The 12,840-nt window shown below is 41.4% G+C and carries 11 protein-coding genes; 6 read left to right on the top strand and 5 right to left on the bottom strand.

All coding sequences use genetic code 11. From position 1 onward, the window contains the following. Positions 1 to 100: 100 nt before the first annotated feature. Complete coding sequence (locus RM556_RS02435; RefSeq protein WP_311373747.1) at positions 101 to 646, bottom strand: glutathione peroxidase; 546 nt, start codon at positions 644 to 646, stop codon at positions 101 to 103. Positions 647 to 840: 194 nt separating this feature from the next. Between RM556_RS02435 and RM556_RS02430 the strand changes: the two genes are divergently transcribed. Continuing rightward, positions 841 to 3,339, top strand: coding sequence for a prolyl oligopeptidase family serine peptidase (locus RM556_RS02430; RefSeq protein ID WP_311373746.1), 2,499 nt, complete (start codon positions 841 to 843; stop codon positions 3,337 to 3,339). 76 nt (positions 3,340 to 3,415) lie between these two features. Here RM556_RS02430 and rrtA read toward each other — a convergent pair whose 3' ends face one another. Further along, entirely contained in the window at positions 3,416 to 4,009 is a 594-nt protein-coding gene (rrtA, locus tag RM556_RS02425; protein WP_311360719.1) for a rhombosortase, read from the bottom strand. 125 nt (positions 4,010 to 4,134) lie between these two features. Here rrtA and RM556_RS02420 point away from each other — a divergent pair, with 125 nt between their 5' ends. Continuing rightward, complete coding sequence (locus RM556_RS02420; RefSeq protein WP_311360387.1) at positions 4,135 to 4,890, top strand: enoyl-CoA hydratase-related protein; 756 nt, start codon at positions 4,135 to 4,137, stop codon at positions 4,888 to 4,890. Between the two features lie 9 nt (positions 4,891 to 4,899). Next, positions 4,900 to 6,636: a gamma-glutamyltransferase gene (gene ggt / locus RM556_RS02415; RefSeq protein WP_311373745.1), complete on the top strand. Its 1,737-nt coding sequence runs from the start codon at positions 4,900 to 4,902 to the stop codon at positions 6,634 to 6,636. Between the two features lie 38 nt (positions 6,637 to 6,674). Here ggt and RM556_RS02410 read toward each other — a convergent pair whose 3' ends face one another. Both RM556_RS02410 and cysK read right to left on the bottom strand, forming a co-directional pair. Further along, entirely contained in the window at positions 6,675 to 7,130 is a 456-nt protein-coding gene (locus tag RM556_RS02410; RefSeq protein WP_311360385.1) for a hypothetical protein, read from the bottom strand. A gap of 151 nt (positions 7,131 to 7,281) precedes the next feature. Then, positions 7,282 to 8,247: a cysteine synthase A gene (cysK, locus tag RM556_RS02405; RefSeq protein ID WP_311360384.1), complete on the bottom strand. Its 966-nt coding sequence runs from the start codon at positions 8,245 to 8,247 to the stop codon at positions 7,282 to 7,284. A gap of 238 nt (positions 8,248 to 8,485) precedes the next feature. Between cysK and RM556_RS02400 the strand changes: the two genes are divergently transcribed. From RM556_RS02400 to RM556_RS02390, 3 genes are read left to right on the top strand one after another with little or no spacing between them, the layout of a single operon-like run. Next, entirely contained in the window at positions 8,486 to 9,322 is an 837-nt protein-coding gene (locus tag RM556_RS02400; protein WP_311360383.1) for a MoxR family ATPase, read from the top strand. Next, positions 9,322 to 10,503 carry a VWA domain-containing protein gene (locus RM556_RS02395; RefSeq protein ID WP_311373744.1) on the top strand — a complete coding sequence of 394 codons (1,182 nt, stop codon included), beginning with the start codon at positions 9,322 to 9,324 and terminating at the stop codon, positions 10,501 to 10,503. Before RM556_RS02400 ends, RM556_RS02395 begins: the two co-directional genes overlap by 1 nt. A gap of 32 nt (positions 10,504 to 10,535) precedes the next feature. Then, positions 10,536 to 11,273, top strand: a complete 738-nt coding sequence (locus tag RM556_RS02390) for a pseudouridine synthase (protein WP_311360381.1) — start codon at positions 10,536 to 10,538, stop codon at positions 11,271 to 11,273. A gap of 57 nt (positions 11,274 to 11,330) precedes the next feature. Here RM556_RS02390 and RM556_RS02385 read toward each other — a convergent pair whose 3' ends face one another. Continuing rightward, positions 11,331 to 12,674 carry an MATE family efflux transporter gene (locus tag RM556_RS02385; protein WP_311360718.1) on the bottom strand — a complete coding sequence of 448 codons (1,344 nt, stop codon included), beginning with the start codon at positions 12,672 to 12,674 and terminating at the stop codon, positions 11,331 to 11,333. Positions 12,675 to 12,840 lie beyond the last annotated feature (166 nt).

The following is a 12,840-nucleotide window of genomic DNA, read 5'->3' as shown; positions in this document are numbered from 1 at the left end:
AATTGACGTTTAAGTTAAAAGTGTGTTCCTAGTTGAGTGTGTTTTAGCCCCGCCATAATAGCGGGGCTTTTTTATGTTTGTAATATTTAACGCGTCAGAATTACATAGCTAATGCAGCTTTGATATCACCCACTAGCTTTTCGTCATCAGGTTTAGTGAATGAGCCATACGAATCTTTCACCTCTCCATTTTTGTCTACCAAATACTTGTAGAAATTCCACTTTGGTGCTGTGCCTGCTTTCTCAGCTAATTTCGCGTAAAGTGGATCCGCATCATCGCCGCGTACAGACATTGTTTCGAACATAGGAAAATTGACGCCATACGTTAGTTCGCATAGAGCTGCGGTCTCTTTCTCATCGCTGAATTCTTGATTAAAGTCGTTCGAAGGAAAGCCTAATACTACAAAACCCTCATCCTTGTATTCGTTATATAGCGCCTCTAAACCTTCAAATTGTGGGGTATGGCCACATTTGCTCGCCGTATTAACGAAAAGAATAGTTTTGCCTTTATACGCATTACACATGTTGACAACTTCTTGCGAATTTAATTTGCGTTTTGCGTGTTTCAGTAAGTCTGGGCATTGCTCAGCTGACATTGCAACCTGACTAAATGCTAGGGCAAAAATGAGTGTTATCGCTTTTTTCATTTGAACGTTCCTTTAATGTTATTCAAGATGATTAGATTGCTTTTATCAAGGGCACTTAGCGCTTGAAATTTAACCGCTGTAAATAAATGTTACCTGAATTGTTGCCAATCAGGTTCAGCCTCTACGTAATTTGCAGTAAGATGTTAAGCTCAAGTTAAATATAACGTGATAACCACCTTTAAAGAACACTAATAATGACAAAATATTCAAAAATACTTTATTCGAGTGTAGGTATAGCTTTACTAAGTGCCTGTTCAGCGACATCAACAACGCAATCTGCACCAGCATTACAGACAAATGAATTTCCAACAGAAACAATGTCTCAGGCGGCAGTTATAGCTGATGGACAACAACAAATTGAGTTAACGTTGAAGCAAATCATGTCTGATCCAGACTGGTTAGGCCGAGAACCTGAAAATGCTTTTTGGTCATCTGACGGTAAGACGTTGGGCTATTACCGGAAGCAAGAGGGAAACCCTATCCGCGACCTTTGGCTAATTGACGATGGAAGCGTGGGAAATGGTCAAAAGGCAGATTTGTCAACTATTCACCAATATGAGTACGATGAATTTATTCAAGATGAGGATTTTCCTTTTGTTGCTTGGATATTTGAAGGTAATATTTTTGTTCAAGACATTAATACAAGCGTAATTAAGCAACTGACGCTCAGTACCGACGGTGCAAGAAACCTGCAGTTCCTAAATGACAACGCTCTTTCTTTTCAAAGAGGGAACAGTTTTTACTCAGTAGAGGTAAATAGTGGACTGCAGGAGCAAGTGCTCAGTTGGCATTTTGCAAAAGAGCAAAAAGCTGTAGAGGCTCCAGAAGATTACATTGCACAAGAGCAAATAAAGCTAATCGATTACGTTCAATTGCAAAGAAGAAATCGACAACTTAGAGCTGATAATGATGCTGCTTTAAAAGCCACGAATAATACTATTATGGCATCTTCATATTACTTTGATCCTGCACATCGCACTGTACTGGCAAGCTTAGCACCGAATGGTAAATGGGCAGTTGTGGTCACGACTGAAAATAAAGCGCAACGTTCAGATAGCGATATCATGCCAGATTACATTGAAGAGAATGGTCGAATAAAAGCGCAAAACGTTAGGCAACGAGTGGCCGATGCAAAACCGATTGTCCACGATGTTTGGCTCATCGATTTAAGTTCAGGCGATAAAACATTACTCGATTATAAAGCGCTACCTGGCTATAACGAAGACGTGTTAGCCGAGGTAAAGCGAGAAAATGCAATAGCAAAGGGAGAAGAGTATCAAGAAAACCGTTTACCTAGAGATATAGGTCTGTTGTTTGATTGGTATGCAACTGAGCCTCCTGTGAAATGGCATGATGACAGTGATAAAGTGGCTATCATGTTAGAGGCATGGGATAACAAAGACCGCTGGATAACAACGGTAGATGTGGATGAAAAAACGCTAGTCACACAGCATAGAATGCACGATGAAGCTTGGGTAAACTATCGATTTAATGAGTTTGGTTGGTTTGATAATCAAGAAACGTTGTATCTTTTGTCAGAAGAATCTGGTTACTCACAGCTTTATGCCAAACCTTTAGAGGGGAACCTCAGAGCCTTGACCCAAGGCAACTTCGTTGTAGATAACGTTACCTTAACGAAGGATGATAAGTACTTTTACTTTAAAGCAAACAAAAAGCATCCAGGAATTTATGAAATATATCGAGTAGGTGCAGATGCTCAAGGCACTGATTCAATTGAGCAATTGACTGATTTGAATGGCATGACAGACTATGTGTTGTCACCAAATGAAAACAAACTATTGCTTACTCATTCAAAATTAGTATCGCCACCTGAACTATACGCTATGGATATTAAAGCCTCGGCTGAACCGGTGAAGCTAACTAGCACAGTGAGCGAAGCATTTAGAAGTATCTCTTGGACCTCACCATCTATTGTCGCTGTACCATCATCACATAGTGACCAGCCGATATACTCCAGAGTATATGCACCGCAGGGCCCACAAGACGATAAAAGTCGAGCGGTTGTGTTTAACCACGGTGCGGGTTACTTACAAAATTCACACCTTGGGTGGTCTGGGTACTTTCGAGAGTTTATGTTCCACAGCTTCCTTGTATCTCAAGGTTATGTTGTCCTAGATATGGATTACAGAGCATCAGCAGGTTACGGTAGAGATTGGCGAACCGCTATTTATCGTCAAATGGGGACGCCAGAAACTCAAGATTTAAAAGATGGTGTTGATTGGTTGGTTGAAAATGCGAATGTTGATCGTTCACGGATAGGCACTTATGGCGGGTCTTATGGTGGATTCATGACCTTTATGGCGCTATTTACAGAACCTGATTTATTCCAAGCGGGTGCTGCCTTGCGACCAGTGTCAGACTGGGCTCATTACAATGACCCTTATACCTCAAATATTCTCAATAGACCTGATGTTGATCCGATTGCATACGAACGTAGCTCACCGATCTACTTTGCTGATGGCTTAACTAAGCCACTGCTGATAAATGCACCAATGGTAGACAACAATGTATTTTTTGTAGATGTCGTTAGGCTGGTACAAATCTTAATTGAGAAAGAAAAGGAAGATTTTGAAACCGCGATTTACCCAGTGGAACCTCATGGTTTTGTTCAACCAAGCTCTTGGTTAGATGAATACCGTCGAATATTTAAATTATTCGAAGAGCATTTATAAAGCCAGCCAAGCTCTTGCTTCCTAGAGCTTAAACCAAAGAAGAAGGACCCTGTTATTGCAATGTAATGTCAGGGTCTTATTTTTTTGATTGGCGATAGATAGCAACAAGGTAGGTCATAACACCGATAACAATGCCAATTCCGGCCCCATATAAGTGACTATCGATAGCAACGTTAGCTTCTATTAAATCGGGCATCAAACTACCAGCGCCATTGATTTGTTCATTACCTACCTTAATGACCAAACCGATGACTAAGAGCCAGCCACTGATCAAACCTTTACTGATGTCTTTAATACAGCCCCATGCAAATACGCCGTGAATGGCACCTGATAGTCCAACATACCAGCTAATTTCTGGCGAAAATAACAAGATTAAAATGGATATTCCGACACACGTTAATAGGAACTTGATAAGGTAATAATATGCGTCGTAATCATCACCATGTAACATCCATAGTAAGAATACACCAAGTAAATTAAACGCTAAATGAACGTAGTTAGTATGCAAGAAATGACCGCTGATTGCTTGATAATAGTTGCCTTGCTCCCACCAAGTGCTTTCTAGTGCAAGGTGCGCCGATGAGTAGGGTTCACATAAAAAAGCGAGGATACTGAGTGCCGCGAGTAACAAGGGGCCAAGATATTGATTAGGCTGAACAGGGAAGGTCATTTTCACTGGTGATAGGTCTATTTTGTAAACACATATTGATGAGATGAATGATAGCTTATCATTACAAAACAACAAAATAAGGATTATTTCTGGTAAATTAAACAGTCACGATTTTAGGATGCCTTATGATCAAAATATCAAGACAAAATAGAATACTCGTCATTCAAATTCATCGACCAGAGAAGAAGAATGCGCTCGTTCCAGACATGTATCGGGATATGGCAAGTGCGCTTGAATCTGTTACAGATAATAATGATAAAGCAGTACTGATAAAAGGTGCGACTAATTGCTTTACCGCGGGTAATGATATTTCGGACTTTGCATCTAATGCAAAACCAGAGGATGTAACTGTTTCTCATCGCTTCATGCTGGCATTGCTGCGTTGTCAGGTACCTGTTGTTGCTCAGGTGCAAGGAATGGCAATTGGCATTGGCACCACTTTATTATTACATTGCGATTTTGTGTATTGCGATGAAAGTGCGAAGTTTGCTATGCCATTTATCAACCTTGGTTTGGTGCCTGAATATGCGTCCTCTTATATCTTGCCACGCATATCAGGGAACCTAGCAGCAGCAGAGCTTCTTATGTTAGGGGAGGCTTTTGGCGCTGAAAAAGCACTCAAATGTGGTATCATCACAGAATGTGTACCTTCTGATGATATCGATGCTCACGTCGAACGCGTGCTCTCAAAGTTAGTTTCTCTGCCAAGTCACGCGATGCAACAAACCAAAGCGTTATTGAGAAATCAAGAAGTGGCGATTACGCAACACATAGAAACCGAGTTAAAAGTCTTCGCTGAAGCGATGGTAAGCGCTCCTGCAAAAGAAGCATTCGCCGCGTTTTTAGAAAAGCGACCAATCAATACTGACATTTACAAATAGGCCTGTTTAATGCGTAAACCCCTCATTTTAGTAACATCTTTTTTCTTTATTTCGTTTATAGCCTCAGCTCAAGTGAGAGAAGACAGAGAGCCTGAAGCGGATACGGGCAAAGCCCAAAAAGCGGCTTTTGAAAGTCAAGAATATATGGTAGTGGCCGCCAATCCGTATGCTTCCTGGGCCGGAAAGAATATTTTAGAAAAGGGCGGCAATGCGATCGACGCAGCTATCGCTGTGCAAGCTATGTTGACCTTAGTTGAGCCACAATCGTCTGGTATTGGCGGTGGCGCTTTCATTCTCTATTGGGATAATGAAAACAAAAAACTTCATACATTCGATGGTCGAGAAACGGCACCTCAGCAAGCTAGCCCCTATATTTTCATAGATGAAGGCAAACCTATGCGTTGGTTAGATGCTGTGGTTGGTGGTAAAGCGGTTGGTGTGCCTGGCGTTTTAAAAGCACTGGATATGGCCCACAAAGAATTTGGTGAGCTAGAGTGGCGTGTATTGTTTGATGATGCCATCACAACAGCTCGTCAAGGATTCACTGTATCGCCTCGCCTTGAAAGGCTTCTATCCTTAGATATTCACCCAGGGTTAAACAACTTTGTTACCACTCAAAATTACTTTAAGCCTAACGGCAATATTATTACCGCAGGCAAGAATAAAAAGAACACCTTATTAGCGAATACCTTGCTGCAAATAGCAGGGAAGGGTGTCGACTACTTTTATTCAGGTGAGTTAGCAGAAAAAATTGCCGAAGCAACTAGAGTTGCGACGATTAACCCAGGTTTTATGACAGCAACGGATTTGGGTAACTATGAAGCGAAAAAGCGTGAGCCGATTTGCGGAACATATCGCAATAAAAAAATCTGTGGCATGGCACCGCCAAGTTCTGGCGGTATTACGGTGTATCAGATACTTAAAGCGCTTGAAAAGTATGAATTAGAAAAGTTTGGGCCGCAAAGTACTGAATTTGCCCATCTATTCTCGCAGTCTAGTGCACTTGCCTTCGCTGATAGAAATCAATATATCGCAGACACAGATTTTACTAACTTACCCGCGGTTTCACTGATTAACAGCGCGTATTTGAATCAACGAGCAGAAGGTGTCGATCTAAAACTTCCGTTTTCTAAAGCTGAACCGGGTAAACCTTATATGAATGCCCAAATAGGAAAAGACCATACGGCAGAATTACCAAGTACCAGTCACTTTTCAATTGTCGATAAAAAAGGAAACGCGGTATCGATGACAACCAGCATAGAGTTCATGTTCGGTTCAGGCATTATGGTAGAAGGGTTTCTACTAAATAATCAACTAACCGATTTTTCTCTTGCACCATCAAAAGACGGTAGGCAAGCGCTTAATCGAGTTGAACCCAATAAACGTCCACGCAGTTCGATGTCCCCAACGATGGTATTCGACGAAGATGGAAAGCTCGAACTCATTATTGGTTCACCTGGTGGTAGTCGTATTATTAACTATGTCGCACAAACTATTATCAACGTAGTGGATTTCGATATGGATATCCAAACTGCGATATCCTCGCCGAGGATCACGAATCGTAACGATTATACAGCATTGGAGAAGGGCACCAATTTAGTTGAGCTAGAAGAGTCACTGAAGGAAAAAGGTCACAATGTGCGTATTTTGGACCTGAATAGTGGTCTGCATGGTATTCATATAATCGATGGAAAGCTAGTTGGAGGTGCTGATCCTCGCCGCGAAGGTGTGGCTGTAGGGCGGTAGAGCGAACTACTAGGGAAGTGGGTCCCGTGGGGAAGATACTAAATCGTATCTTCCACGCCAGAAATCTTCCAATCGCCACTTTCTCTAACCATATAGACAGTTTTAAGCTCGATAATACGTTTGTTGTTGTAGGAGCCGCTAATCTTCACATCAACAGTGGCTTCTTTTTTGAAATCCGTAATGCCTTGAAAACCGCCTGAAACTGGCTCAACAGTCATTTCTGACAAGCGTAGATTAAGTACGTGGCGCTGAACACCGCTATTTGTATGGTAAGAGCGTAGTAGACGCGCAAATTTGTCGGTAGATATTTTAACTGCTTCATCTAAGGTCTTTTCTTCATATATAGCCATAATGAAAACGAGTGCTGCATATTGCGGCGTTTCATCACTCATCATACCGTAACGGCCAGCTTTGATTTCTTTTGCTGGTTTACTGCATGCGCTAATTGAGATGGCGATGATGCATATAAAGACTACTCTTAAAACACTTTTCATATAAACGTTATCTTCTTTTGAATATTACACAGTTATAACGGCAAAAAATAAAGGGGCTTTAGAGCCCCTTTATTAAATAACATATTTTATACTCAATAGCATACTTTTCGACTATTTGAAGTTAAATTAAGTTTGGCAGTGAGTGCCAGATTTATTGTACTTCTTCGAGTTCTGAAAACTGACCAGCGAACAATGGGCTACTTAAGTAACGTTCTGTTCCACTCGCTAACAGGACAACGACAATTTTGTCCTTATTTTCTGGACGTTCTGCAAAGCGCTTCGCCGCGACAACTGCAGCACCTGAAGAAATACCGGCTAAGATACCTTCTTCTTTCATCAGTTTCTGTACCATTTCCATGCAGTCATCATTGGATACTTGCTCTACTTCGTCTACCAGATCGATATCTAAGTTGCCAGGAATAAATCCTGCGCCAATCCCTTGTATCTTATGAGGACCCGGCGTTAATTCTTGACCCGCTTTTGCTTGCGTAATTACCGGGCTGTCAGTTGGTTCAACTGCTACAGTGGTAATCGCCTTGCCCTTTGTCGTTTTGAGATAACGACTCACACCAGTGATCGTGCCGCCTGTACCCACACCAGCAACGAAAGCATCAACTGTGCCTTCGGTATCATCCCAAATTTCAGGACCTGTTGTTTTCTCATGAATTTCAGGGTTAGCTGGATTATCGAATTGATTTAGAGGAACATAACGTCCTGGTTCAGCATCCATTAACTCTTGCACTTTGGCAACAGCACCTTTCATGCCTTTGGGTGCTTCTGTCAGTATCAATTTTGCACCAAGGGCTTTAAGTAGTTTGCGTCGCTCTAAGCTCATGCTGCTTGGCATTGTCAAAGTGATTTTGTATCCACGCGATGCAGCCACAAATGCCAAAGCAATACCCGTATTACCACTGGTTGCTTCAATAAGCTCTTTACCTTCAGTTAGTAAACCTTTTTTCTCTGCATCCCAGATCATGTTTGCGCCGATACGGCACTTTACGCTGAAGCTAGGATTTCTTGATTCGATTTTCGCGTAGACATTGCCACCGGTCACTCGGTTTAATTTAACCAGTGGTGTACGACCAATGGCGAGTGAATTATCATCAAATGCTTTCATTTCTTTTCCTTATACAGCATGAGTGGATGATGTTGGTGAGATACTGTAAGCATACAAGGTATTATGCGTGCTACTATCACCAAGATTTACCCATCGCTATTATTAATCTTTACTGTTCTGTTCGTCGTAAAACTTTTACAGTTATAAGAGTATGCACAATTTTGAAAAAACAAAGTTTTTTTTTGCTATAAGATATTTTGTTTTTACATTTTTCACACAATTTGAATTGAGGATCCTCATGGGTTTTACGGGAACTAAAAACTACATTGCTAGTAAAGAGCTACAACTTGCGGTTAACGCCGCGATCACTCTGGAGAAACCGCTACTAATAAAGGGTGAACCAGGGACTGGGAAAACGATGTTAGCAGAGGAGTTAGCCAGTGCCTTAGATACCGATTTACTGCAATGGCATATAAAATCGACAACAAAAGCGCAACAAGGCTTGTATGAGTATGATGCAGTATCGCGTCTTCGAGACTCTCAACTAGGTGACGATCGTGTACACGATATCAGTAATTACATTGTTAAGGGCAAGCTTTGGCAGGCCTTCACTGCAGGTAAACGTCCTGTTTTATTGATTGATGAAATAGACAAAGCGGACATCGAGTTTCCAAATGACCTATTACTTGAATTAGATAAGATGGAATTTTTTGTATACGAAACGCAAGAGCGTGTAGTTGCCAAGCAGCGTCCAATTGTCATTATTACGTCGAACAATGAAAAAGAATTGCCAGATGCGTTTCTACGACGCTGCTTTTTCCACTATATCCAATTTCCTGAAGCTGAAGAAATGCGTCAGATTGTAGATGTTCATTTCCCTAATATTAAAAAGGACCTCTTGGACAAAGCCTTAAGTTCGTTCTTTCAAATTCGTGACGTGAACGGCATTAAAAAGAAGCCGTCAACCTCTGAGCTGATTGATTGGCTGAAGCTATTAGTAGCCGATGATATTCCCGCGGATGTGTTGCAGGATAACGATGCGAAAAACGCCTTGCCGCCGTTATATGGCGCGTTGCTTAAAAATGAACAAGATATACATTTATTCGAAAAATTGATGTTTATGGCTAGAAGATAATGTTAATCGATTTTTTCTTTAAATTAAGAGAATACAAGCTTAAAACCAGCATCACAGAATGGTTAGATCTTATCGCCTGCTTGGATAAAGAGGTGGTCTTTGCTGATGCTGAGGAGTTTTATTACTTGTCTCGCGCGGTGATGGTCAAAGATGAAAATCAGTATGATAAATTTGACCGTGCTTTTGCTGACTACTTTAAAGGGGTTCAATCGATAAACTTGTTTGATAAGGAGATCCCTGAAGATTGGTTGCGCTCAGAGATGGAAAAGTATCTGAGTGACGAAGAAAAAAAGAAAATTGAAGCAATGGGTGGCCTAGACAAACTCATGGAAACGCTTCAGGATCGTCTCAAAGAACAAGAAAAACGTCATCAGGGTGGCAATAAATGGATTGGCACGGGAGGCACTTCACCGTTTGGTGCAAATGGTTATAACCCCGAAGGTGTCAGAATTGGTCAGGATAAGAATCGCAACTTCTCTGCTGTGAAAGTGTGGGACAAACGGCAGTTTAAAAATTTATCAAGCGATGTAGAAATTGGGACTCGGAACATTAAAGTTGCCTTAAGGCGCTTGCGAAAGTTCGCTAGAACCGGTGCTAGTGAAGAGTTGGATGTAAATGACACGATTAGTTCTACTGCAAAAAATGCAGGGTATCTGGATCTAAAAATGGCACCTGAACGCCATAATGCTATCAAGTTACTTTTGTTTTTCGACGTCGGTGGTTCGATGGATGCACACATCAAGCAATGCGAAGAATTGTTTTCTGCGGTGCACACAGAATTTAAACACATTGAGTTTTTCTATTTTCATAACTGTATATATGAGGGGGTTTGGAAAGATAATCAGCGTCGTGGTCAACAAACCATCGATGTATATCAAATTATTCATAAATATGGGCCAGATTATAAGGCGATATTTGTCGGTGATGCTACAATGGGGCCTTACGAAATTACCTACCCAGGTGGTAGCGTAGAGCATTGGAATGAAGAGCCCGGCGCAGTTTGGATGGAACGATTACTCAATCATTTTGAACATGCTGTTTGGTTAAATCCACAACCAAAAGAGTACTGGCATTATCATGCGTCGTTGCAGATTATGTTAGATATTATGAAGCAAAAAATGTATCCGCTAACCGTAGACGGTTTGACAGAGTCGATTAAGGCATTGTTGAAAAAGAGTTAGTGGCTATTGCAGTTACATATTCTGGAGAAGCTATGTTAAAACGCCTAAATAAATATATCAGTGACTCAGGCTACTGCTCGCGCAGAGAGGCCGATGCCCTGATAGATAAGGGTGTTGTCATGGTGAATGGTAAGGTGCCAGAACTCGGTACAAAAATTGGTGACGGCGACCAAGTGACAGTGCATGGCAAAGAGATCAAGCCTGTTGCAGAAGACAAAACAGATAGAGTGTACATTGCTTACAACAAACCCGTTGGGATAACGTGTACCACAGAGCGAAAGGTAAAAGGGAACATCATCGATGCTATTGGCTACAAACAACGCATCTTTCCAATAGGACGTTTAGATAAGCCATCGGAAGGACTCATTTTATTGACCAGCGATGGTGACATAGTGAATAAAATACTGCGAGCTGAAAACGCTCATGAAAAGCACTACCGCGTGATTGTTAACAGACCTGTTAGTGATAGTTTCTTACACAGTATGGCCAAGGGTGTTCCCATTCTCGATACGGTTACCAAGCCATGTAAAATAAAGAGAGCGGGGAAGTTTGGTTTTGATATTATTCTCACTCAAGGCTTGAATAGGCAAATCCGCAGAATGTGTGAATACCTTGGTTATGACGTGACGCGTTTAACTCGCAAACGTATTATGCATATTGATTTAGCTGGCATTAAGCCAGGCACTTATCGCCATTTAAGCGATTCAGAGATGCAGGAAATGAATCGGGCATTAGCGGGGTCAAGTAAAACGTATCAGGCTGCAGACTAAATCTAAAACGTCAACTAAGCCCCTTATTTTAAAAGCTTGAGCTGCCACCATTTTAGTCTAAGCGAAAGCCGATACATCAGCAGCAACGCGTTTTTGTATCACTTTCACTCGCCAAAACATCAATACCGCTGCACAGCTTAATCCCGAAATAAAACCTATCCAAAACCCTTGCGCTTTCATGACGGGGAATATCCAGTCTGTTAAACCTAATACAACACCAACCGTTAAACCAATTAGCCAATAAGAGACGAAACTAATGAGGAACATAGCAAGGGTGTCTTTGTAGCCTCTTAAGGCATTGGCTGAGACTACTTGAATGCCATCACTAAACTGGAACAGGGCGGCAAAGAACAAGAGACTAGAAGCAAGATAAATGACCTCTTGGTTTTCAGTATACAAACTTGCTATTTGAGTGCTCAATATCACTGTCATTGTGGCTGTGAAAAGTGCAATTACTATCGAACAGAATAGCCCACAATAGACCGCTATTTTTGCGTTAAGCGCATCTTCTTTACCGATTGAGTATCCGATTCTAATTGCCACAGCAATACCTATGCTCATTGGTAGCATAAACATCAATGATGAAAAATTTAAGGCTATTTGATGGGCTGCAACGACAGAAGCACCAAATCGCGCGAGCAACAGGGCGACCACACCGAATAAGGTTACTTCGAACACGATAGTGAACGCGATCGGTAAGCCAATCTTTAGTTGGTTCAATTGCAAAGCCAGTCGAGGGCGATGAAATTGAGAGAATAAATTGTAATCTTTCAGCTTCCGAGCACTTAAGGTATAAATGAGAGTGCTTAACGCCATGACATATATGACGATCATCGTTGCGATACCACAACCAACACCACCAAGCTCAGGTAGCCCGAATAAACCGTTTATCAGAATATAGTTTGCAGGGATATTTACCAGTAGGCCTGCAAACATGATAACCATGGTTGGTCGGGTACTAGATAGGCCTTCACAACAGTTCCTCAAGCTTTGATAAAGCGCAAAACCAGGGGCTGATAAAAGTATGAATATTGTATATTCGATGGTGATAGTTCTGAGTGCTTGCTCCATTTCCATTAAAGCAAAAAAATCATCAACTAGAGGGATTAAGCATACACAGATAAGACTGATTATTAGCGATAAGCAAATAGACTGATGCAAGGCACTCGCGACTTTGTCGGTTTGGTTGCTTCCTTGTAAACGAGAAATAATGGGAGAAAGTGCCAGTGTAATACCTTGAATAAACATCAAAATTGGCATCGTAATACTGAAACCAATGGCAACTGCAGCCATATCTGTGTAGCTATAACGGCCGGCCATAATAGTGTCTGAAACGCCCATGAGAGTTTGGGTAACTTGGGCAATAAGCAGTGGCCATGCCAAGGTGAGAAGAACTTTCATTTCTTTTAGAAAGAGTGCTTTAGTAACTTTGTTTGACACGATATTGGACTGCCTAGGGTAATTCGGGAGAACATTTTGAAGATGTGATAAATGGTATCACAAACTACTCTATATCCTATGTAAAACAGCGTTGTAGGCATAAAAAAAGAGCCAATATAGGCTCTTT

This window comes from Alteromonas sp. W364 (assembly GCF_031846205.1).
GTDB classification, from domain to species: Bacteria; Pseudomonadota; Gammaproteobacteria; order Enterobacterales; family Alteromonadaceae; genus Glaciecola; species Glaciecola blandensis.
The sequence above is the reverse complement of the archived record's forward strand: the minus strand, read 5'-3'. Positions and strand labels throughout refer to the sequence as shown.

Excerpts from the sequence above, each read along its gene's own strand:
- RM556_RS02435 (WP_311373747.1), bottom strand. The coding sequence starts at position 646 with ATGAAAAAAGCGATAACACTCATTTTTGCCCTAGCATTTAGTCAGGTT.
- RM556_RS02430 (WP_311373746.1), top strand. The coding sequence starts at position 841 with ATGACAAAATATTCAAAAATACTTTATTCGAGTGTAGGTATAGCTTTA.
- rrtA (WP_311360719.1), bottom strand. The coding sequence starts at position 4,009 with ATGACCTTCCCTGTTCAGCCTAATCAATATCTTGGCCCCTTGTTACTC.
- RM556_RS02420 (WP_311360387.1), top strand. The coding sequence starts at position 4,135 with ATGATCAAAATATCAAGACAAAATAGAATACTCGTCATTCAAATTCAT.
- ggt (WP_311373745.1), top strand. The coding sequence starts at position 4,900 with ATGCGTAAACCCCTCATTTTAGTAACATCTTTTTTCTTTATTTCGTTT.
- RM556_RS02410 (WP_311360385.1), bottom strand. The coding sequence starts at position 7,130 with ATGAAAAGTGTTTTAAGAGTAGTCTTTATATGCATCATCGCCATCTCA.
- cysK (WP_311360384.1), bottom strand. The coding sequence starts at position 8,247 with ATGAAAGCATTTGATGATAATTCACTCGCCATTGGTCGTACACCACTG.
- RM556_RS02400 (WP_311360383.1), top strand. The coding sequence starts at position 8,486 with ATGGGTTTTACGGGAACTAAAAACTACATTGCTAGTAAAGAGCTACAA.
- RM556_RS02395 (WP_311373744.1), top strand. The coding sequence starts at position 9,322 with ATGTTAATCGATTTTTTCTTTAAATTAAGAGAATACAAGCTTAAAACC.
- RM556_RS02390 (WP_311360381.1), top strand. The coding sequence starts at position 10,536 with ATGTTAAAACGCCTAAATAAATATATCAGTGACTCAGGCTACTGCTCG.
- RM556_RS02385 (WP_311360718.1), bottom strand. The coding sequence starts at position 12,674 with ATGAAAGTTCTTCTCACCTTGGCATGGCCACTGCTTATTGCCCAAGTT.